Annotated in this window: 24 protein-coding genes and 1 tRNA gene; 13 read left to right on the forward strand and 12 right to left on the reverse strand. The window is 70.5% G+C overall.

The genetic code is table 11. From position 1 onward, the window contains the following. Positions 1-19 precede the first annotated feature (19 nt). From FHS29_RS27565 to FHS29_RS27575, 3 genes are read left to right on the forward strand one after another with little or no spacing between them, the layout of a single operon-like run. Entirely contained in the window at positions 20-1366 is a 1347-nt protein-coding gene (locus FHS29_RS27565; RefSeq protein ID WP_184695544.1) for a replication initiator, read from the forward strand. Continuing rightward, the gene (locus tag FHS29_RS27570) at positions 1363-1554 is read left to right on the forward strand and encodes an excisionase family DNA-binding protein (RefSeq protein ID WP_184695444.1); all 192 of its coding nucleotides are present in this window, start codon (positions 1363-1365) and stop codon (positions 1552-1554) included. The genes FHS29_RS27565 and FHS29_RS27570 overlap by 4 nt, the downstream gene beginning before the upstream one ends. Position 1555: 1 nt before the next feature. Then, entirely contained in the window at positions 1556-2788 is a 1233-nt protein-coding gene (locus tag FHS29_RS27575) for a site-specific integrase (protein WP_184695445.1), read from the forward strand. A gap of 82 nt (positions 2789-2870) precedes the next feature. Here FHS29_RS27575 and FHS29_RS27580 read toward each other — a convergent pair. Together FHS29_RS27580 and FHS29_RS27585 are read right to left on the reverse strand one after the other, a co-directional pair. Further along, positions 2871-2944 (reverse strand) — tRNA-Pro (locus FHS29_RS27580). A 24-nt stretch (positions 2945-2968) separates the two neighbouring features. Continuing rightward, positions 2969-3928 (reverse strand): metallophosphoesterase, encoded by a 960-nt coding sequence (locus FHS29_RS27585; protein WP_184695447.1) that lies wholly within the window; start codon positions 3926-3928, stop codon positions 2969-2971. A gap of 64 nt (positions 3929-3992) precedes the next feature. Between FHS29_RS27585 and FHS29_RS27590 the strand changes: the two genes are divergently transcribed. Then, positions 3993-4460 (forward strand): GatB/YqeY domain-containing protein, encoded by a 468-nt coding sequence (locus tag FHS29_RS27590; protein WP_184695450.1) that lies wholly within the window; start codon positions 3993-3995, stop codon positions 4458-4460. 260 nt (positions 4461-4720) lie between these two features. Here the strand turns inward: FHS29_RS27590 and FHS29_RS27595 are convergent, their stop codons facing one another. Beyond that, a complete protein-coding gene (locus FHS29_RS27595; RefSeq protein WP_184695452.1) occupies positions 4721-7177 on the reverse strand; it encodes a transglycosylase domain-containing protein in 2457 nt (818 codons plus the stop codon). Between the two features lie 259 nt (positions 7178-7436). Here FHS29_RS27595 and FHS29_RS27600 point away from each other — a divergent pair, with 259 nt between their 5' ends. Next, positions 7437-7727, forward strand: coding sequence for a WhiB family transcriptional regulator (locus FHS29_RS27600; RefSeq protein WP_184695454.1), 291 nt, complete (start codon positions 7437-7439; stop codon positions 7725-7727). A gap of 19 nt (positions 7728-7746) precedes the next feature. On the opposite strand, the gene bagB is transcribed toward FHS29_RS27600, so the two are convergent. Genes bagB through FHS29_RS27625 form a run of 5 tightly spaced genes read right to left on the reverse strand, consistent with a single transcriptional unit; the run spans position 7747 to position 10671 of the window. Further along, positions 7747-8868 (reverse strand): ATPase BagB, encoded by a 1122-nt coding sequence (gene bagB, locus FHS29_RS27605; protein ID WP_184695456.1) that lies wholly within the window; start codon positions 8866-8868, stop codon positions 7747-7749. Continuing rightward, positions 8865-9857 (reverse strand): ATPase BagA, encoded by a 993-nt coding sequence (gene bagA, locus FHS29_RS27610; protein ID WP_184695458.1) that lies wholly within the window; start codon positions 9855-9857, stop codon positions 8865-8867. The genes bagB and bagA overlap by 4 nt, the downstream gene beginning before the upstream one ends. A 43-nt stretch (positions 9858-9900) precedes the next feature. Then, on the reverse strand, positions 9901-10152 hold the full coding sequence (locus FHS29_RS27615) for a hypothetical protein (RefSeq protein ID WP_184695460.1): 252 nt from the start codon (positions 10150-10152) through the stop codon (positions 9901-9903). 4 nt (positions 10153-10156) lie between these two features. Continuing rightward, positions 10157-10411 carry a hypothetical protein gene (locus FHS29_RS27620; RefSeq protein ID WP_184695462.1) on the reverse strand — a complete coding sequence of 85 codons (255 nt, stop codon included), beginning with the start codon at positions 10409-10411 and terminating at the stop codon, positions 10157-10159. Beyond that, positions 10408-10671, reverse strand: a complete 264-nt coding sequence (locus FHS29_RS27625) for a hypothetical protein (protein WP_184695464.1) — start codon at positions 10669-10671, stop codon at positions 10408-10410. The genes FHS29_RS27620 and FHS29_RS27625 overlap by 4 nt, the downstream gene beginning before the upstream one ends. Before the next feature lie 127 nt (positions 10672-10798). On the opposite strand from FHS29_RS27625, the gene FHS29_RS27630 reads away from it, so the two are divergent. From FHS29_RS27630 to FHS29_RS27655, 6 genes are all read left to right on the forward strand, one after another. Further along, on the forward strand, positions 10799-11659 hold the full coding sequence (locus tag FHS29_RS27630) for a helix-turn-helix domain-containing protein (RefSeq protein ID WP_184695466.1): 861 nt from the start codon (positions 10799-10801) through the stop codon (positions 11657-11659). Beyond that, entirely contained in the window at positions 11656-11841 is a 186-nt protein-coding gene (locus FHS29_RS27635) for a DUF397 domain-containing protein (protein WP_184695468.1), read from the forward strand. The genes FHS29_RS27630 and FHS29_RS27635 overlap by 4 nt, the downstream gene beginning before the upstream one ends. Positions 11842-11967: 126 nt before the next feature. Continuing rightward, the gene (gene sp36 / locus FHS29_RS27640; RefSeq protein WP_121223613.1) at positions 11968-12123 is read left to right on the forward strand and encodes a Sp36 family protein; all 156 of its coding nucleotides are present in this window, start codon (positions 11968-11970) and stop codon (positions 12121-12123) included. Then, positions 12120-12578: a RidA family protein gene (locus FHS29_RS27645; protein ID WP_184695470.1), complete on the forward strand. Its 459-nt coding sequence runs from the start codon at positions 12120-12122 to the stop codon at positions 12576-12578. Before sp36 ends, FHS29_RS27645 begins: the two co-directional genes overlap by 4 nt. 1 nt (position 12579) lies before the next feature. Further along, positions 12580-13182, forward strand: coding sequence for a hypothetical protein (locus FHS29_RS27650; RefSeq protein WP_184695472.1), 603 nt, complete (start codon positions 12580-12582; stop codon positions 13180-13182). Between the two features lie 86 nt (positions 13183-13268). Continuing rightward, on the forward strand, positions 13269-14615 hold the full coding sequence (locus FHS29_RS27655) for a hypothetical protein (RefSeq protein ID WP_184695474.1): 1347 nt from the start codon (positions 13269-13271) through the stop codon (positions 14613-14615). Between the two features lie 299 nt (positions 14616-14914). Here the strand turns inward: FHS29_RS27655 and FHS29_RS27660 are convergent, their stop codons facing one another. Both FHS29_RS27660 and FHS29_RS27665 read right to left on the reverse strand, forming a co-directional pair. Continuing rightward, a complete protein-coding gene (locus FHS29_RS27660) occupies positions 14915-15814 on the reverse strand; it encodes a Gfo/Idh/MocA family protein (RefSeq protein WP_184695476.1) in 900 nt (299 codons plus the stop codon). Positions 15815-15818: 4 nt separating this feature from the next. Next, the gene (locus FHS29_RS27665) at positions 15819-16175 is read right to left on the reverse strand and encodes a hypothetical protein (RefSeq protein WP_184695546.1); all 357 of its coding nucleotides are present in this window, start codon (positions 16173-16175) and stop codon (positions 15819-15821) included. A 70-nt stretch (positions 16176-16245) separates the two neighbouring features. Here FHS29_RS27665 and FHS29_RS27670 point away from each other — a divergent pair, with 70 nt between their 5' ends. Beyond that, the gene (locus FHS29_RS27670; protein WP_221456740.1) at positions 16246-17007 is read left to right on the forward strand and encodes an NUDIX hydrolase; all 762 of its coding nucleotides are present in this window, start codon (positions 16246-16248) and stop codon (positions 17005-17007) included. Further along, entirely contained in the window at positions 17004-17765 is a 762-nt protein-coding gene (locus FHS29_RS27675) for an MBL fold metallo-hydrolase (protein ID WP_184695480.1), read from the forward strand. Before FHS29_RS27670 ends, FHS29_RS27675 begins: the two co-directional genes overlap by 4 nt. Before the next feature lie 193 nt (positions 17766-17958). Here the strand turns inward: FHS29_RS27675 and dnaN are convergent, their stop codons facing one another. Together dnaN and FHS29_RS27685 are read right to left on the reverse strand one after the other, a co-directional pair. Beyond that, the gene (gene dnaN, locus FHS29_RS27680; protein WP_184695482.1) at positions 17959-19059 is read right to left on the reverse strand and encodes a DNA polymerase III subunit beta; all 1101 of its coding nucleotides are present in this window, start codon (positions 19057-19059) and stop codon (positions 17959-17961) included. 59 nt (positions 19060-19118) lie between these two features. Further along, positions 19119-20357, reverse strand: a complete 1239-nt coding sequence (locus FHS29_RS27685; protein WP_184695483.1) for an MFS transporter — start codon at positions 20355-20357, stop codon at positions 19119-19121. Positions 20358-20912 lie beyond the last annotated feature (555 nt).

The raw sequence follows: 20912 nt of genomic DNA on the forward strand, positions 1-20912 counted from the left end.
ACCGGGAAGGGGGAGCCTTTTGGTCTTCACGCTTCAAGATCGCATTGCGGACAGGGTCCGGCGGGCTGACTACCGGGATTGGCGCGACAAGGTCACCGCCATCGGCGGGTGTGCCCAGCCGATCCGGCTGTTCGGGGCCTGGCAGCTCCACAACCAGGACAGCAGCACGGTGTTGGCGCACCTGGGCGGGGACGTGATGGTGCCCTGCGGCAACCGCCGTGCCTCGGTCTGCCCCGCTTGTTCGGATCGGTACGCCGCTGATGCCTATCACCTGATGAGGGCGGGCCTGGCCGGCGGAAGCAAAGGCGTCCCGGTCACGGTCGCCGAGAAGCCCCGTGTGTTCGCCACGCTGACCGCTCCGTCGTTCGGCGCGGTCCACAACCGGCCCACCACCCCGGCGGGCAAGGCCCGGCACTGCACCGGGTGCGGCCAGTTCCACCACCCGGACGACCCGCGTCTCGGCGGCCCTGTCGACCCGGACGGCTACGACTACATCGGGGCGGTGCTGTGGCAGGCACACGCCGGGAAGTTGTGGCACCGGTTCACCATCGCCCTACGCCGCGCCCTCGCCCGTGCTGCCGGGCTGACCGTGCGGGACTTCCGACACCACGCACGGATCTCGTACGCCAAAGTCGCCGAGTACCAGCGGCGCGGCCTGGTCCACTTCCACGCCGTGATCCGGGTCGACGGCCCGGACGGCTCCACCGACCCTGCCCCGGCCTGGGCGACGGTGGACCTGGTGGACCACGCGGTACGGGCCGCTGCCCGGTCGGTGCTGGTCCGGTCCCACCGACCGGACGGGACCGTGCTGGATCTGGCCTGGGGTGACCAGGTCGACGTGCGCCCGATCAGGGCCAGCTCGGCGGGGGAGTTGGAGGACCGGGCGGGCGCGGTAAGTGACGCCCGGTTGGCCGGCTACGTGGCCAAGTACGCCACCAAAGGCACCGGAGCACGCGACACCCCCGACCGGCCCATCCGGTCACAGCTCGACATCGACCACCTCCGGGTGTCGACACATCACCGACGCATGATCCAAACCGCCTGGGACCTCGGCGACCTCGGCTTCTACGCAGAACTCAACCTGCGGAAATGGGCACACATGCTCGGGTTCCGGGGCCACTTCCTGACGAAGTCCAAGCACTACTCAACGACCTTCAAGCGCATCCGCGAAGACCGGCGGGCGTTCCGGGCGGCCGAAGTCCTCGAACGCCTCGGCCTCGAAGCCGACTCGGTGATCGTCGTCAACGACTGGGCCTACAGCGGCTCCGGCTACGCCAACGACGCCGAACGCGAACTAGCCGCAGCCCTCGCCGAACGACTCCGCAACCAACGACAACGCAAATACACAGAGGAGGTAGCAGCATGAACCGACAGATCCAACCCAAGTGGCACACGGTCGCGGAAGTCGCGGCGATGCTCGGTTACGGCCTGTCCAAGACCAAGATGCTTGTTGCCTCCGGCCGGATTCGTTCCATCAAGGACGGCGGAAACCGTCGCATCCTTCCCGAATGGGTGGATGCCTACGTGAACCAGCGGGTAGAGGAGGCGGCCTGACATGGCTGGAAAGGCGCGCGAGAATGGGGAAGGGTCGATCTTTCCGTACCGCAATGGGTACGGAGCTTACGCCTGGGTGACGACGCCGGCCGGTGAGCGCAAGCGCAAGTACGTGTACGGCAAGGACCGAGAAGTCGTCCACGCGAAGTGGATCAAGCTTCTGGGCGAAGCGGAGGCCGGTCCAGTCGTGACCTCCAAGCCCAAAGTCGGGTCGTTTCTGCTGCGCTGGCTTGAGGAGGTCGTCAAGCCGAATCTCGCTCCACTGACCTACGCGACCAACGAAACCTTCGTTCGGCTCTACATCATCCCGGCGCTCGGCGACTTGACTTTCGCCAAGCTCACCATCGACAAGGCGCAGAAGTGGATGAACAAGTTGGCGACAACCTGCCAATGCTGCGCTCAGGGTAAAGATGCCCGGCGCGATGTGAAGAAACAACGATGCTGCGCCAAAGGGAACTGCTGCGGACAGTTGTTGAGTTCCAGAAGCCTGTCCGATGTCAGGGCCTGTCTCCGTAATGCGCTGTCCGAGGCGATGCGTCAGGAGCTGGTCTCTCGCAACGCTGCATCGCTGATCAAGATTCCCAAAGTCAGCAAACGGCAACGGCGGCGGAAGCGGAAACGGTGGTCGGCTGAGCAGGCGAAGGCATTCCTGCTCTCGGCGAGACAAGACGGCGACCCGCTGTATGCCGCGTATGTGTTGATTGTGGTCCAAGCCCTGCGCAAGGGAGAAGCACTCGGCGTCACGGTCGATGCGGTCGACCTCGAAGACCACGAGCTGGATGTCAACCTTCAGCTTCAGCGGGTCGGGCGGCAGCTACTGCACCGGGAGACCAAGACGGAAGCGTCAGACGACACCTTGCCGCTGACTCCCTTGGCAGTGGCAGCCCTGACCGAACGGGCTGTACGGCGGGAACTGGACCGGAAGAACGCGGGGGAGGCCTGGCAGGAGACGGGTCTGATGTTCACCACGCGGTTCGGAACGCCGATCGAGCCGCGCAACTTCAACCGATCGTGGAACGCACGGTGCGACAAGGCGGGCGTCCCTCGGATCACCGTGCACGACGGCCGGCGGAGCTGTGGGTCGCTGCTGGTGGAGTTGGATGTACACCCTCGGGTGATCATGAAGATCCTGCGGCACGCCCAGATGCAGGTGACGATGGAGATCTACGCGGAGGTGTCCACGGACGTCACGCGGGCGGCTCTCAGGAAGCTCAGCGACAGCCTGGGCGGCTAGGCCTCAGGTCCTGCTGTACTTCGCTGCTGTACAGACGACTCAGGGCCTGTCCAAAACCACAATGGACAGGCCCTGAGCTGCGTCGGGGTGACAGGATTTGAACCTGCGACCTCTTCGTCCCGAACGAAGCGCGCTACCAAACTGCGCCACACCCCGGCTTGGGATCGAACGAGGAGAACTCTACCTGACGTTCCCGCCCACTCCGAACCGGGTATCCCTTTCCGCCCCCGACGCGCTCTGACCTGCGTCGACAGCACGTGGCACGAGGGTGAGGAGGCTGGCTTCCGGGGGGCACGCGAAGCGGACCGGGGCGTAGGGGGAGGTGCCGAGGCCGGCTGAGACGTTCAGCCACATGTGCGCACCCCAGCGGGAGACGCCGCGGGCGCGGGAGCGGTCGAGGTCGCAGTTCGTCACGATGGCGCCGTAGCCCGGCACGCGGAGCTGGCCGCCGTGGGTGTGGCCGGCCAGGACGAGGTCGTAGCCGTCGGCCGCGAACGGGTCGAGGACTCGTGGTTCCGGAGAATGTGTGACGCCCAACCGCAGGGACGCAGACGGAACCGCGCCGGCGATGTCCTGGTAGCGGTCGCGTTTCAGGTGGGGGTCGTCCAGGCCTGCCGCGAACACCGACTGGCCGGCCACGGTGAACGCTTGCCGCACGTGCGTCAGGTCGAGCCAGCCGCGTTCGATCATCGCCGCGCGCAGGTCCCGCCACGGCAGCGGGATGCCGTGGACGCGCTTGGTCTTCGCGGACGGCAGCAGGTAGCGCGCCGGGTTCTTCGGGCGGGGCGCGAAGTAGTCGTTGCTGCCGAACACGAACACACCGGGGCGGTTCAGCAGGGGGCCCAGCGCGCGGATGACGGCGGGCACGGCCTGCTTGTGCGCGAGGTTGTCGCCGGTGTTGACGACGAGGTCCGGTTCGAGCTCGTCCAGGGCCGCCACCCACCGCTGCTTCGACCGCTGGCCCGGCAGCATGTGCAGGTCCGAGATGTGCAGCACGCGCAACGGCGCGGAACCGGGCGCGAGCACCGGCACGGTGGCCTCGCGCAGGGTCCAGTGCCGGCGTTCGATCCCCGTCGCGTAGGCGAGCGTGGCCGTGCCGATGGCGGTCGTGGCGAGCAGGGTGCGGCCGAGCGTGTTCACACACCCGAGGGTAGGGGGTTGACCGATTCGGGGCGCAGCGCGGTGCCCGGTAACGTTTGCCCACATGGCAGAGCTGAAGGCGCGGTTGCAGGCGGATCTGACGGCGTCGATCAAGAACCGGGAGACGGTCCGGGCGGGTGCGCTGCGCATGACGCTGGCCGCGATCACCACCGAAGAAGTCTCCGGGAAGGCCGCGCGCGAGCTCTCCGACGACGAGGTGCTGAAGGTCATCACCCGCGAGGTGAAGAAGCGGCGGGAGGCCGCCGAGGCGTTCGCGGGCGCGGGCCGCGCCGAGCAGGCCGAGCTGGAGCAGTCCGAGTCGACGGTGCTGGAGGCCTACCTGCCCGCGCAGCTGGACGACGCCGAGCTGAGCGCGCTGGTGGACGCGGCGGTCGCCGAGGTCGCCGGGCAGTCGGGCGAGCAGCCGGGGCAGCGGCAGATGGGCCAGGTCATGAAGCTGGTCAACGCCAAGGTCGCGGGCCGCGCCGAGGGCGGCCGGGTCGCGGCCGCGGTCAAGGCGAAGCTGGCCTAGGGACGCGGCTGCCGCCGGCCCTCTCAGCGCCGACACCGGACCCCTCTCAGGGCAGACACCGGCCCGGGTGGTGGTCCGAGCCCCTCAGGGACGCCAGGTCCGACGAGCGAGCGCCAGAGCGCACTCCTACGGCCATCGGCGATGTGCGGCCGGTGGCCGTAGGGGCGCAACGCTGTCGGGCCGGTGGCCGTAGGAGTGCGACGGTGTCAGGCCGGTGGCCGTAGGAGTGCGACGGTGTCAGGCCGCCGGCAGGTCCGCGATCAGCGGCCACCTGGCGGGTCGGTGGGCAGGGTCACCTGTGGTGGCTCGGTCGGACGGCCGGTGTCCGGTGGTGTCTCGCTCGGTGGTGGGGGCTGTGCGGTGGTGTCGGCCGGCTGCGGCGGCGGGACGTAGCCCGTCGACACGAGCAACGTCACGACCGTGCCGCGCAGGGCGCTGCCGCGCGGTGTCTGGCTGACCACGGTCCCCTTCGGCTGCTCCGAGTTCCGGTTCGAGGTGGTGACCTTGTAGCCGGCCTCCTCGAGGATCCTGGTGGCGTCGTTGACGTTCTTGCCGACCACCTCGGGGATCTGGATCTCCTTGCCGCCCTTGCGGTAGCGCTCCTCCACCGGTGGCAGGTCGCGGTTCGGGAGTCCTTCGTGGACCTTCGTCATGGTGTCGAACCACGTCTTCGCGGGCACGGTGCCGCCGTAGATGTCACCCTCGCCGCAGAGCCTCGGCGGTCCGCCGTTCACGCAGATGCCGCGCGGCGTGGTGCCGTCGTTGAAGGTCTGGACCGAACCCGCGTAGTCCATGGTCGCGCCGATGAACGCCGCCGACTTGTACTCCTCGGTCGTGCCGGTCTTGCCGAGCATCGGCCTGGCCCACTTGAACTCCTTGGCCGCCGCCGCCGCCGTGCCGCGGTCCTGGTCGTCCTTGCTCATCCCGACCGCCAGGCCGTTCGCCAGGCCCTCGGCGACCACCTGCTCGCACGGCGCCTCGTTGACCGGGACCTGCTTCCCGTTGCGGTCCATCACCTTCGCGATCGGGGTCGGCGGGCACCAGACGCCGCCGCTCATGATGGTCGCCGCGACGTTCGCCAGTTCCAGGGTGCTGACCGGGGCGGGGCTCAGCGTGAACGAGGCGTTGCCGCCGTTGGCCTTGTAGTACTCGGTCTGCGACACGCGCAGCGCCTTGTCCTTGGCCTTCGGGTCCGGGCGGGTGCCGGCGATGTTGGTCGCCATCGTCTCGCGCATCCCGAGCCGGGAAGCCATGTCCACCACGGGGTCCATGCCCAGCTGCTCTTCCAGGATCACGAAGCCGGTGTTGGGCGAGGTCTGCAGCGCGGTCTGCAACGACATCTGCGACGGGTAGTTGGAGTTCGAGTTCCCCAGGCAGTACCAACGGGTGTCGGGTTCGCCGGTGGACGGGCACCTCGCGCCGCCGCCCTTGAACACCCGTGACACGTAGGAGTTCGGCGTGGCCATCGTGTTGTCGATGCCCATGCCCTTCTCCAGCGCCGCCGCCGCCGTGAACACCTTGTAGATGCTGCCCGCGCCGAACTTGTTCTCCACGCCCGAAGGCAGGTCGTACGTGGTCTGGAACTCGTCCGCCTTCAGGCCGTAGTCGCGGTTCGCGACCAGCGACACCACCTCGTGCCGCTCCCGTCCCGGACGCACGATCGCCATCGTGTTCGCGATGCCCTCGGTGGTCTTGGCGACCTGCGCCTCGGCGGACTCCTTGGCCTGCCGGGTGATGTTGCGGTCCAACGTGGTCTGGATCGTGTAGCCGCCGTTCCGGATCTGCTCCAGGCTGAAACCGTTGCGCTCCAAGTACGTCAAGACGTACGAGCAGAAGAACCCGTTCTCCGGGCCGGCTCCGATGCAGCCGTTCGGCGGCGTCCGCACCGGGTTCGCCAGCCCCAGCGGCTCCTTCTTGGCGGCCTCGGCGGCGTCGCGGGACAGCTTGTCGTTCTCCACCATCTTGTCGATGACCTGGTTGCGCCGCTCCAGCGCCTTCTCCGGGAACGCCTCCGGGTTGAGCGCCGACGGGCTGTTGACCATCCCGGCGAGCATCGCCGCCTGCGGCACGGTCAGCGCGTCCGGTGTGGTGTTGAAGTACGCCTGGGACGCCGCCGCGATGCCGTAGATCGTCGAGCCGAACGGCACCACGTTGAGGTACCGGGCGAGGATCTCCTCCTTGCCCAGTTTGCGTTCGAGTTGCAGAGAGATGCGCGCTTCACGCGCTTTTCGAGCGATTGTCTGCTCTTGTGCCTTCTGCTGCTCGACCTGGTTATTCCGCGCGACAACGTGCACGAGGTAGTTCTTCACGTATTGCTGCGTGAGCGTGGAGGCACCCTGCGTGACCGCACCGCTGAACTGGTTGGTGAGCCCGGCGCGGATCGTGCCGCGCCAGTCCACGCCCTCGTGTTCGTAGAAGCGCCGATCTTCGACCGAGATGAGAGCCGCCTTCATCGACGCGGCGATCTTCTCGGGTGGGGTCAGCACCCGGTACTGGTCGTACAGGTACGCGATCGGCGCCCCGTCCTTGTCCGTGATCGTGGAGATCAACGGGGGGTCGGTGGTCACCAGATCTGCGGAGATGCTGTCCACCGTGTCGCTGGCTCTGTTCGACACCAACCCCAGCGAGCCCACGACAGGGAACATCATGCCCGCCAGCAGTACGCCGGCCAGCAGACACAGTCCGAGCAGTTTCAGCACGCCGTTCCTGGCTCGCATGCAGGTCAGCGTACGCGGCACCTGATCGGGTGATCGGCATCGCGCAACCTTCATTACTCAGGATGAGTACTCGTACTCAAGACAGGTAACAGGTGGGCAACCCAGGGTTGGAGGTGGAACCAGAAGGCTCTACAGTCCGTCACTGTCCAAGACAGCAGCCGTCGGCGCGACCACTCGAGTGGGGAGCCTACGGCATCCGCGGCAGGGGTGTGGCGGATTTAAAAAGTGTCTGGGCACTGTGTGAACCGAGGTGGGGGTTATGCAGCAGCAGGGGGATTGGCGGATCAAGGCCTCGTGCCGTGATGAGGAGCCGGACCAGCTCTTCGTCCGCGGTGCGGAGCAGCGCAAGGCCAAGGTGGTGTGCCTGGGATGCCCGGTGCGCACCGAGTGCCTTGCCGAGGCACTGGACAACCGGATCGAGTTCGGGGTCTGGGGCGGGATGACGGAACGGGAGCGCCGGGCGCTGCTTCGGCGGCGGCCCGACGTCACGTCCTGGCACGAGCTCCTGGACACCGCGCGCCAGGAGCACCACGAGGAGAAAGTCGGCTAGCCGGGTGCCGGTGGGCTAGTCACTCGCCCGCCAACCGCCGGCCGATCTCGTGCAGGCCGTCCAGGTCGTGCACGTCGGCGGGCAGCGCGGGCACACCGACGAGCGGAACACCGGGGTGCGCGCGGGTGAACCGCGCGAGCAGTCGCTTCTCCCGATCGGCGACGGCGGCGCGGTCCGCGTGCACCCGCAGTACAGCGGCGGCCAACGGGGCGTCCCCCGAACGCTCCAACCGGTCCGCTGCCGCGAGCGCGCCCGGTGCGGGCAGGGAGGCCAGCACCGGGTGCGTACGATTGGCGACCAAACCATTGATCGGCATACGTTCTGCCGACAGACGGTCTACGAAGTAGCTGGCCTCGCGCAGCGCGTCCGGCTCGGCCGCGGCGATCACCAGGAACCCGGTGCCGGGTGATCGCAGCAGGTCGTAGGTGGCCTGGGCGCGCTGCCGGAAGCCGCCGAACATGCTGTCGAACGCCTGTACGAACGTCGACGCGTCCTGCAGCAGCTGACCGCCGATGATGGTCGACACGGCCTTGGTGAACAGGCCGAAGCCCGCGCCGACGATCTTGCGGATGCCACGTCCACCCGCCCGCGCGGGCGCGGACAGCATCCGGATCAGCTTGCCGTCGAGCACGGTCGACAGCCGCTGCGGCGCGTCCAGGAAGTCCAGCGCGCTGCGGCTGGGCGGGGTGTCCACCACGATCAGGTCCCACTCGTCCTGCGCGACGAGCTGACCCAGCTTCTCCATCGCCATGTACTCCTGCGTGCCGGAGAACGACGTGGAGATCGTCTGGTAGAAGGGGTTCTGGAGGATCTGCTCGGCCCGCTCCCGGCCCGCGTGCTGCCACACCATGTCGTCGAACGTGCGACGCATGTCCAGCATCATCGCGTGCAGCTCGCCCTCGGGCTCGTAGCCGTCGACCCGCACCCGGCGCGGGTGGTTGTCCAGTTCGCGCAGGCCCAGCGACTGCGCCAGCCGGCGCGCCGGGTCGATGGTCAGCACGACCGCGCGGCGGCCCCGTTCGGCGGCCCGCACGGCGAGTGCGGCGGCTGTGGTCGTCTTGCCGACTCCGCCCGAGCCGCAGCACACCAACACCCTGGTCTCGGGGTTGTCGAGCAGGTGGTCGACGTCCAGGCGGTTCATCGCACACCTCCTCCGACCAGCACCTCGGCCAACTCGTACAGGGCGGCCACGTCCACCCCGTCGGTCAGCTCGGGCAGCTCCACGGTCGGCAGGTCGGCCTCCGCGAGCAGCCCCTTGGCCTGCTCCTCCATCCGCACCCGGATGGCGTGCTCCACGGTCTGGTCGACCAGGCCGGTCAGCACCTCGTCGTCCACCTCCAGCCCGGCGGCCGCCAGACCGGTGCGCAGCCGCTCGGTGTCGACGCGCCCGGCCGCGGCGGCTTCGACGGACCGCGCGGGCAGCCGGGGCGCGCGCACCCGGTTCACGAACACCGCGCCCGGCCGCAGGTCGGCCGCGTCCAGCTCGGCCACCGCGTCCAGGGTCTCGCGCACCGGCATCTCCTCCAGCAGCGCGACGAGGTGCACCGCCGTGTCGCCGGAGTGCAGCAGCTTGACCACGCCGTCGCTCTGGCCCTTGATCGGCCCGACCTTGGCCAGGTCCGCCATCGCGCGGGTGACGTCCAGGAACCGCACCACCCGCCCGGTCGGCGGGGCGTCCAGCACCACGGCGTCGTACTCGTGCCGCCCGGTCCTGCCCGCCCGCCGGACGCACTCCTTGACCTTGCCGGTGAGCAGCACGTCGCGCAGGCCCGGCGCGAGCGTGGTGGCGAACTCGATCGCCCCCATCTTGCGCAGCGTCCGCCCGGCGAAGCCCAGGTTGTAGAACATGTCCAGGTACTCCAGCAGCGCCGCCTCCGGGTCCACGGCCAGCGCGCGGACCTCGCCGCCGCCGGGCGCGGACGCGATGCGCTCCTCGGAGTACGGCAGCGGTGCGCGGTCGAAGAGCTGCGCGATGCCCTGCCGGTTCTCGACCTCCACCAGCAGCACCCGCCGCCCGCCGGTCGCCAGGGCGAGCGCGAGCGCGGCGGCCACGGTCGTCTTGCCGGTGCCGCCCTTGCCGGTGACCACGTGCAGCCGGGCTCGGGAGAGTTCTTCGGTCCAGCCGTTCACCAGGTCAGCCTATGCGCGCGCGGCTGAGACCCGCTGAACGCGGTCAATCCATCATGGTGACGAAGGCCACCGCGATCGCGGTCGCCGCGACGATGCCCCAGGCGGCCACCGAGGGCAGCCAGTACGCGATGAGCAGGGCCACCACGGCGACCACGGCCAGCCCGATCAGGGCCGCCCGCCAGACGTCGGCGGACGTGCCGTGCCTGCGGTCACGGGCCTGCGCCATGCCGACGAGCACCATGATCAGCCCGCCCAGGACGAACGAGCCCGTCGCGACGATCCGCCACGTTTCCACGTGATCAAAGTAGCGCCGAAGTGCGTGGTTGGGCAGGGTTCACCCAGACGAGGGTGGTCCGCACGTCGTCGCCCTCTTCGAAGTACCGCAACGCGCTCTCCGGGCTCGCGGTCAGCATCCTCAGGTCGCCGGAGGTGGACGCGACCTCGGCGTGGTCCTCGAACGCCATGCCCCAGGCGGCGATCCAGTCGTCCTCGTCGTCGGTCTGCACGACGGCGAACAGTTGGGGCGCCAGTCGTTCCACGTCGATCCCGGTCATCCGTCCTCGTCCTCCCTGGTCCCGCCGATCTCGACGTGGCCCTCGACCACGACGTACCCCCTCGCCTCGGCCCACTTCATGGCCTGCCACCCGACGTCCAGCAGCACGACCCCGAGGTTGCGGGCCCACTGCTCGATGGGCTCGGTGTAGTCCGTGGTGCCGCGACCGCCGGACTCGTCCAGCACCCGCGCGATGAACCGCCTGCACTCGTCCAGCGCCCGCCCGGCCCCCGCCGCCATCTCCAACTCGTCGCGATCCATCCCCGCCCCGTCCCCGGATTGCCTCGCCGCTGTGAGGACCCTAACATCTGCACTGTTCACTTCCTCGGCGTTCAGCCGGGTGATGTCCCGCGACGGAAAACTACGCAAAGTGAGAAGGTTGAGCTGAATGGCGGATGGCACTACTCGGGGCAAGCGCAGGCTGGCCCGGTTCATCAAGCAGTTGCAGGGCAAGTCCGGGCTGACCGCCGAGGAGATCGCCCGGCGCACGCGGGTGTCGCGGCCGACCGTCACCCGATTGCTCCAGGGCACGCACCTCGCCCGCTGGCCGTCCGTGTCGGTGATCCTGGACGAGCTGGCCGCGCCGCCCGAGCTGAAGACGTTCCTGCTCCGGATGTGGGAGGTCGCGGACGTCGACAACGCCAGGATCGAGCACGCCGGCGCCCTGCCGGTCAAGTACCGGCGGTTCCGGATGGACGAGCTGGAGGCGTACCGGGAGCGCACGCTCGACGTCGCCTACGTCCCGGGAATGCTCCAGACCGCCGGCTACGCCGAGGCCGTCGCCCGCGCCTCGCACCGGCTGGTCGTCGGTGACGACTGGGTCGAAACAGCGGGAGCCGAACGATTGAGCCGCCAACAGTTGCTCAGCCGCGCGGATCCGTTCGAGCTGCACGCGCTGATCGACGAGGCCGCCCTGCGCCGGGCGGTCGGCGGCCCGGCGGTCCTGCGGGAGCAGCTCGACCACCTGGTCGACGCGGCGGAACGGCCGAACGTGACCATCCAGGTGCTGCCGTTCGACGCCGGCGCGTACGGCCCGCAGCCGACGGCGCTGCTGCTGCTGGACTTCCCCGAGGAGGACGCCCCCTGTGCGGCCTATACCGAGGAGATCTCCGGTCTTGCCATGCTCGAGGAACCGGAGGAGGTGGAGCCGTTGGACGGCGTCTGGCGTGACGCGGCGGCCGCCGCGCTGACTCCGGAGGACTCCGTCAAGTTCGTCTTGGCGGTCCGGGACACCCTAGGAGACTCATGATCGAGCAGACCTGGCGCAAGAGCAGCCGCAGCGCGTCCGCCGCGCAGTGCGTGGAGCTGGCGGTGACGGACGAGGTGACCGGCGTGCGGGACACCAAGAACCGCGACGGAGGGACGTTGGTCTTCCGGGCGCGGGCGTTCCGGGCCTTCCTGACCGAGGTGAAGACCGCCGGCCGAGGCTGACCGCGCGCCCCGGGGCGTCCCGCCGGGGGCGCCCCGAGTCGTCCGGGCTCGGCAGCGCGCGGTCCCGGCGCCCGGTGAACCCGATCCGCGGGTGCGGCCCCGGGGAGTGCGGCTAGGCTGCCCGACATGCAGAAGTGGGAGTACGCCACGGTCCCGCTGTTGATCCACGCCACCAAGGCGATCCTGGACCAGTGGGGCGAGGACGGCTGGGAGCTGGTCACCGTCCTGCCGAACCCGAGCGGTGAGCAGCACGTCGCCTACCTGAAGCGGCCGAAGGCATGAGCTGGACGTCCCGCCTGGCCGAGCTCGGCGTGGCACTGCCGCCGGTCGCCGCGCCCGTCGCGGCCTACGTGCCGGCGGTGCGCTCCGGGAACCTGGTGTACACGTCCGGGCAGCTGCCCTTCGTCGCCGGGTCGCTCGCGGCCACCGGCAAGGTCGGCGGCGACGTGAGCCCGGAGGAGGCGAAGGCGCACGCGCGGACCTGCGCGCTCAACGCGCTGGCCGCGGTCGACGACCTGGTGGGCCTCGACGCGGTCGTCCGGATCGTGAAGCTGACCGGTTTCGTGGCCTCCGCCGAGGGGTTCACCGGGCAGCCGGCCGTGGTCAACGGCGCTTCCGAGCTGCTGGGCGAGGTCTTCGGGGACGCGGGCAGGCACGCCCGGGCGGCGGTCGGCGTGGCCGAGCTGCCGCTGGGCGCGCCGGTCGAGGTGGACCTGATCGTCGAAATCGGGGAGTGAGATGTCCGACACCCTGCACGAGCTGTTGCTGCGGCTGGCCGGTCGGCTGCCGGACGACGTGCTCTGGCGGTTCCGCGACTGGGCCGCGTCGGACGCGGTCGCGGTGCTCGCGCGGGCGCTGCCCCGGACGCTGCTGCACGACCGGATCGGGTTGACCGACCGCGAGCAACGTCTGCTCACCGACGGTCTGGTCCCGCACGGTGCCGATCTTTCCTCGATCAGTTCTGTCAAGGGACTGGACGAGGAGCCCGATCCCGGTTACACATTCACCCCGGAATCACCCGAACGGGTGTTGATGGGAGATTCCGCGACCGTGGTGCTCGGCGCGACCATGCGCGGTCGCCTCGGGGTCGGCGAAGTCCGGTCCACGTGGCGGCACGGCGCGGACGGGGTCAGGAGGGTCATCCTGGTCACGGCCACGTCCGAGCCCGCCCGGCTGGCAGCCGAGCTCCAGCGGGTGCTGCGGGCGCTCGGCGAGCACGACCCGTGCGTGGAGGTCCTGCCCGCCGGACTTGACCTGCCGCCCTACCACCGGGCGGCGTTGGCGGCATCGGAGCTGGTGTGCACCGGCGCCGAGGCCGACGGGCACCTGGTGCCCGTGTAGAGCTCGTCGCTGCCGCGCGGGCCGGAAGGAGAGCAGGCGTGACGAACGACGGAGTGGGGCTTCCCGTCCGTTTACACGACCTCCTGTTGGCGTTGGCCGGTCGGGTCGACGACGACGCGCTGACCCAGGCGAGAGAGCTGCTGGCGGTCGCCGAGCTGGACCGCGCGGTCGAGCTCCTGGTCGGCGTGCTGCTGGCCGGGCGCATCCCGGTGTCGGTGGACGAACGCCGTGAGCTCGGCTGGCTGCTGGCCGAGGTGCGGTCCGACCGGTCGTTGGCGGACAGGTTGTTCGCCGTCGAGCAGGTCCCGGTGCCGCGCCACCGGTTCACCGTCGAGTCCGACCCGGCCGACGGGTTGGCCGAGGTGCTGGGCAAGACGGCCTCCGTGCTGCCCGACGTGCGCTCGGTGCGGGCGACCTGGCGTTCCAGCCCAGCCGGCGCGACGCCCGGTCCGCTGCCGCAGCGGGTGGTCCTGGTGGACATCGGTCCGGCGGGGTTCGCCCCGGCGACCGCCTACCGGGTGGACACCGTGCTGCGCCAGGCCGGGATCCGCGCGGCGGTGGAGGTGCTGACCGTCGGGACGCCCCTCGGCGAGTACCACGCCGCGGCGGTGACCACGGCCCGGGAAGTGTTCTTCCAGTCGGTGGCGGTGCCGGACAGCCCGCCGGACCCGGCGACCTGGTTCGACGGCGAGGTCCGGGACGAGGCACCGGTGGTCGAGCCGGAACCGGTGCCCGTGGAACCCGAAGCCGGCTCCAAGCCCCGTCGTGCGCGGGTCGACCCGTTCGAGGGGGCGCAGCCCTTCCCGCCCAAGCCGGTGAAGCGGCTGCCGGTGCGCGAGCCCGTGGTGGAGGAAGCGGCCGAGCCCGCTGCCGAAGCAGCCGTCGAGGAGCCGGTGCCGGTCGACTCGCACCACCACTCGCGGGAGCACTCGCGGGACGATGCGCACGTGGTGCGGACCGATTCGCACCGGTCGCGGGGCGAGAGCCCTTCGCGGTCCCGCGACGAGGCGGGTCACTCGCGGAACGGTTCACAGCGCGCACACGACGAGCCGCACCTCCCCGAGGGAGCGGCCCGGGCACACGACGATGCGCCGCACGGACACGACGAGCCGACGCCCGGACACGACGAAGTGCTTCGCGGGCGGAACGGTGAACCTGCGCCGATCGAGGAGCCGCCGCTGTCGCGGGCCGAGGTGACGACCGAGTTGGGTCCGGACGACCTGGCGGCGTTGCAGGCGGCGCTGGCGGACGGGCAGGCTCCGGCGGCGGTGCACCTGCCGCCGACCGTGGACGCGAAGCTCAGCGACCGGGAGCGGGCGTTGTTGCAGCAGCTGCACGAGGAGCTGGCGCAGCGCGAGCAGCAGACCTGGCCACCCGGCCCCGAGTTCGTCAACGGCGTGCCCAAGCCGAACAACGGCAAGTACCCCGGCTGACCATCCGGCTCCGGCCGGGAACGGTCTTCGGGCCGGCACTGGACGCCCGCTCCTCCGGGATCGGGCGTCCAGTGCTTCGCGGCGTGTCGGGTAGGTCGCGTGGCGCTCTCAGAGGCCTGGTGGACCGAAGATCAGGCGGCTGTCGGCTCGAATATAGCTGTGACTTTCATCACACAAGAATGGAACCTCGGCAGTGCGGCTCGGGCTTCCGGGGGTCAAGCGGCGGTAGGCGTGACTGGTCTGCCCGGTAGCCGAGCCCCGGATCTTTCACGCCGTCCACCGCGGCACGTCGACGCGCCTCACGACTCGGCTTTGCGGCGGGCCAGGTCGATGATGCGTTGCAGGTGCAGGCCTCGGTGGACATCGCAGCGGTGGGTCGTGGTGCCGCTGGCGACCATGGCCACGAAGTCGTCCAGCAGGTTCGTGTAGCACTGCTGCGCGGTCGTCCCCCGATCCGCGAGGGTGCGGTAGCCGTGCTCGCCGTAGACGCTCACCTCGGCGATGCCGGGGTTCAGCGGCACGGTCATGGTCAGCGACGCACTGCTGGTCGCGCCGCCCTCGTGGGCGAAGACCAGTTGCCACAGACCGGTCTCCGAGCGGTTCGCGGCGATCACGTCGGTGATCCGGCCGAGTGCGGCGTCCAGCAGGTCGAACGCGTGCGGGCCGACGTCGTCCAGGGGCCCGCGGTCGTGGCGCCAGGGGGAGTCGGCGAACGGTCCGCCGAGGAGGGCTCCGGTCAGCCAGCGGGCGTTGCCGCCGACCCAGCCGCCGGCCTGGCGGAGCTGGGCCAGCTGTTCCCCGGTCTCCGGGGCGAAGCGCCTGGTGAGCACGACCAGCGAGGCGACGCCGGACTGGTCGACGGCTTCGGCCAGGCGTTCCGCGTCGTCCACAGTGGACGCGATGGGCTTCTCCAGGATGAGGTGCTTGCCTTGCCGCGCGGCTTTGACGGCGATGTCGGCCTGGACGCCGGGTGGCACGGCGAAGGCGACCGCGTCCACAGTGGACAGCAGTTCGTCCGGATCGGCGGCGACCGTCGCGCCGTAGGAGTGGGCCAGTTCGGCGGCGGCCTCGGGGCGGCGGGCCCAGACCGACGCCAGGCGGGTTCCGGGGTGGTCGGCCAGCCCCGGCGCGTGCACGAGTTGTGCCCAGGGGCCGGCTCCGACGAGTCCTACGCGCAGCTGTTCGTCCACGAGGCCCATGGTTTCACCGGCCGCCGAGGTAGGCCGAGGCAGGGACGAAAATCCGCCCGCCGTTGTCGAACCGGAGTTCGACGCCGTCCGGTTGGCGGACCACCTCCGGCGAGTCGTCCCAGCCGCCCGGGATCTCCACCACGTGACCGTGGTCCTCGCTCCGGCCGAGCCACACCTCGTACTCCGGCGGGCCGAGCACGCTCTCCGACTTCTTCACCCAGACGCCGGGGGTGCCCTCGTCCGAGCTGATCGTCTCGGTCGTCGACAGGAAGATGATCAGCCCCGAGACGGTTGTCATGCCGATGCCGATGATCGCGCCCAGGGCGAACAGCAGCACGTTCACCAGGCAGCCTTTTTTCGCGGTGTCCACGCGGGATGATCCTCGTCGTAGGCTCGGGATCGTGCGCGAACTTCCCGAGGAACTGGTACTGCCGCCGGGCATGGTGCCCGATGTCGTCCCCGAGGTCCCGGTGACCCCGCGGGACGCCGCGACCGTGATGTTGCTGCGCGACGGCGACGCGGGCACCGAGGTGTTCCTCCAGCGGCGCGTGCGGGGGATGGCGTTCGCGGGCGGGATGACGGTCTTCCCCGGCGGCGGCGTCGACCCGCGGGACGCCGACACGTCCGTGGCGTGGACCGGGCCGCCGCCGGAGTGGTGGGCCGAGCGGTTCGCCTGTCCGCCGGAGCTGGCGCGGGCGCTGGTGTGCGCGGCGGTGCGGGAGACGTTCGAGGAGTCCGGGGTGCTGCTGGCCGGGGCGTCCGACTCCGTCGTGGTCGATACCTCGCCCTACGCCGAGGCGCGGAAAGCGCTGGTGGCCCGTGAGGTGTCGCTGGCGCAGTTCCTCGCCGACGAGGGGCTGGTGCTGCGGGCCGACCTGCTGCGGCCGTGGGCCAACTGGGTCACGCCCGCCGAGGAGCCCCGCCGGTACGACACGCGGTTCTTCGTCGCCGTGCTGCCGATTGGGCAGCGGGCGGACGGGTGGACCACGGAGGCGTCCGACGCGGTGTGGCAGTCGCCGGCGGGCGCGTTGGAGGATTGGCGGGAGGGACGGCGCCTGCTGATGCCGCCCACCTGGGTGACGTTGACGGAGTTGGCCGAGTTCTCGGGGGTGGCGGACGTGCTCACGGCGTCGCGCGAGGTGGAGAAGATCATTCCGAAGGTCGTGCGGGACGGCAACGCGGTGCGGGTGGTCCTGCCGTGAGCCCGGCGTACGGGCAGCTGCGCGAGGTCACGCCGTTCGCGTCGGTCGTGCTGGCGGAGAACCCCTCGGTGATGACGCTGGAGGGGACCAACACCTGGCTGCTGCGCGCGCCGGGGTCGGCGTCGTGCGCCGTCGTCGATCCCGGCCCGTCCGACCGCGGCCACCTGGAGCGGGTGGCTGCGTTCGGGCCGGTGGACGTGGTGCTGCTGACGCACGGGCACCCGGACCACTCGGGGGGCGCGGCCGAGTTCGGCGCGCTGGTCGGCGCTCCGGTGCGGGCGCTGGACCCGGCGCTGCGGCTCGGGTCGGAGGGGCTGGCCGGTGGTGACGTCGTGGAGGCCGGCGGCCTGGAGATCCGGGTGCTGGCGACGCCGGGGCACACCGACGACTCGCTGTGCTTCCTGGTCGGCGACGCGGTGCTGACCGGTGACACCGTGCTGGGGCGCGGCACCACCGTGCTGGACGGCAAGCTGCGGGACTACCTGGAGTCGTTACAGACGCTCGCCGACCTGCCGCCGGACACCGTGGTGCTGCCGGGGCACGGGCCGGAGCTGCCGGACGTCGGCTCGGTCGCGCAGGCCTACCTGGCTCACCGCGAGCAGCGGTTGGCGCAGGTGCGGGCGGCTGTGGAGGAACTCGGCGGCTCGCCCACCGCACGGCAGGTGGTGGAGCGGGTCTACGCCGACGTGGACCGCTCGCTGTGGCAGGCGGCGGAGTGGTCCGTGCGGTCGCAGCTGGAGTACCTGGCCGATTCCTGACGGGTCGTCGAGCACGTGGCGCCGCCCGTCGGGGTACGCCCGCCGGGAGATTCGGGCGCGGGGTGACGGGCCGGTCGCGACGGGAGCTGTTCGGCAGGCAGTGGTTCGGCAGGCAGTGCACGGGCCGGGGCGCACCGGGTCTGCGGTGGCGCGCTCCGGCGGTGCGGACTAGCGATGTGGTCAGGCGGTGTGGTCAGGCGACGGTGCGGAGGGGTACCACGAGGTACTTGAGGTCGATGCCGTCGTCGCCCGGCTGGGACGTCAGCACGGTGGAGCGGAGGCCGTCCTGGATGCGGAGTTCCACCCGGCGTCCACTGAACGCCCTCAGGGCGTCCGCGAGGTACCTCGCCTGGAAGGTCTTGGTCACCCGGTTGCCCTCGATGGTGGCCTTCACCGACTCCTCGGACTCGCCGGTCTGCGGGTCGCTGCCGCGTACCCGCAGTTCGCTGTCCTCGACCTGGAGCGTCACCGAGCCGTGCGGGCCCGAGTACGGCGTCGCCCGGCGCACGGCTCCCGCCAGGGCGTCCGCCTCCACCACCACGGTGCTGTCTATGACTGCCTCCAGCAGTTTGCGGGCTCGCTCGTCGGGAAACGGAGAAGCCAGGAGGGTAGTGCTCACACTGCCGCCCGACCACGAGAGGGCTATGCGGTCTTCGTCCGCGTGGATGTGGACGACAGTCTGCTGCGGGAGGCGCGCCACGTCAGCCATCAGAGCGGCGGGCGCCAGGACGTTCAGGGAACCTTCAGGCGACCACGGGACGGTCGCGTACGCCATCCGATAGCGGTCCGTGGTGATCAACTCGATCCGGTGACCGATGCCGAGCATCCGGACACCGGTGAAGATCGGCAGGGCGTCGTCCTTCGACGTCGCGCTGGAGACCGCGCCGAGCACCGCCGCCAGCAGGTCGGACGGGATCGCGCCCGCCACCGGGGGCAGGTGCGGCACGCCGGGGTGGGACGCCAGGTCCAGCAGCGGCAGCGCGAAGCGGGCCGAGCCGGTGCGGACGGCCAGCCGGGAGCCCTCCACCACCAGCCGGACCTGCGGGTCGCCGAGGCTGCGCAGGGTGTCCGCGAATGGCCTGGCGGGGACCACGACCTCGCCGTCGGTGTGCACCGTGGCCGGCCGCGTCAGGCGCACGGCGTGCTCGCGGTCGCTGCCTGCCAGCTCGACCCCGGCCGGCCCGGCACGCAGCACGAGACCGGCCAGCACGGGGTCGAGCACCCTGGTCGGCAGCAGGCGGGACACCTCGGTGGCAGCGGCGGCCAACTCGGCGGTGGTCGCGGTCAGGTCCATGCCCACGACGCTAGACCCGACCACCGACAATCTTGATGTCCGCGCTGGTCAAGGGCGGTTCAACGGGAGACCAGGGCCACTTCGTCCTGGTGCTGCGGCGGCACGCCGGCCGCCACGGTGCGGCGGAACACCCACACCAGGGCCGCGATGGCCAGGCCCGCCACGGCGGCGGCGACGAACGCCGACGACGTGCCGTAGGCCTCGACCAGCTGGCCGCTGAGGAACTGACCGAGAGCCAGGCCGATGGTCAGCGCGGTGACCACCCAGCCGAACGCCTCGGTCGCCGTGCCCGCCGGGGCCACCTGCTCGATCGCCGCCGAGTGCGAGGTGGCCTGCGGCGTGATCAGGGTGCCGACCACGAGCAGCGCGGCGCCCAGCCCGATCAGCGTGGTCGGGATCGCCAGCAGCAGCGACAGCAGCGCGAACCCGCCGAGCAGCACCGGCAGGCGCAGGTGCATGGCCTTGGGGAACGGCCTCATCGCGTACAGCACGCCGAACAGCACCGAACTGACCGACCACAGGCTCAGCAGCAGCCCGCCCAAACCGACGTGACCGGCGTTGTCGGCGGCGGCCGGGACCGCGACCTCGATGAAGCCGATCGTCACGCCGAAGCCCAGCGCGGCCAGCGCCACCGTCCGCATACCGGGTGACGCGAGCGCACCCAGCATGCTGCGGTGGATCTGCTCCGGCTGCACGCCTCGGACCGTCGGGGTCAGCGCGAACCACAGCGCACCGACGATCATCGAACCCGCGCCGATCACCACGCCGGTGCCCGCCCACGGGGCCGCGACCAGCAGACCGGCCAGGCCTGGACCCAGGATGAAGAAGACCTCCATGCTGATCGCCTCGTAGGCGTACCCGGCGAGGCGGGCGGAGCCGGGCGGCAGCATCCGCGCCCACAGGGCACGGGACGCCGAGCCCACCATCGGCTCGTTGAAGCCGACCGCGAACGCCACCGGCACCAGCACCAGCAGCGGGGCCTGCGTTTCGACGGCGATCACGGCGAGCGTGACGAACACCGCGAACAGCGACACCGCGCCGATCAGCGGACGGGTCGGGCCCAGGCGGTCCATCAGCCTGCCCTGCACGATCGAGCCCACCGCGACGCCGACCAGCGACACCGCCGAGACCAGACTGGCCCGCGCGAACGAACCCGTCTCGAGCTGCACGTAGAGCAGCAGCGAGAGGCCGACCATGGCGATGGGCAGCCGGGCGAGCAGCGACGCGATCACCGGACCGCGCATACCGGGGGTGGTCAGGGCGGTGCGGTAGTCGGAGAGGCGGGCGGACTGGGACATGCGTACCAGTATGCCGGACACTGGTACGGGCGTACCAGTGTCTAGCCGGTGTGGTCCATCACCTGGACGCTGTGTTGCGATTCGGTCACAACAATGGGATGACCGGGTGAAACCAGGCAACGAAAGCGCTGTACAGAAGGTCCTTGAGGGTGAACGGGCTTGAGTTGCGGGGTAGGGGCCGTGCGATCGTGGGAACTACCACCACCAACCCGTTTCGATCGAGGTCAGGAGTGGTAACCAGCCTCCTTCCGGCGCCAGAGGGTCGGGGCCTGCGGGCGTCGGAGGTGTGGAAGGCGCGGTCTGTCGGGGGATGGGCCGCGCGACGACAAGACCGGTGCGCCGCGTCGGGGGCGGCGCCCGGTCTTGTCTGTGTTGAATTGCCGCTGTGTTGAATTGCCGCTGCTTCGCAGGCGGCGGGCTCGGTCGCCTGGAAGTCGGTAGGTCGTGCCGGGATTTCCGTCGATCGAAGGGCGTGTTAGAAGGGAATAACCGCACCACCAACCGACCCGACCACCCGGGGGTGCTCCCGGAGGTGTGGCCCCAGGAGGTGTGCGA

Source organism: Saccharothrix tamanrassetensis, from assembly GCF_014203665.1.
Classification (GTDB): domain Bacteria; phylum Actinomycetota; class Actinomycetes; order Mycobacteriales; family Pseudonocardiaceae; genus Actinosynnema; species Actinosynnema tamanrassetense.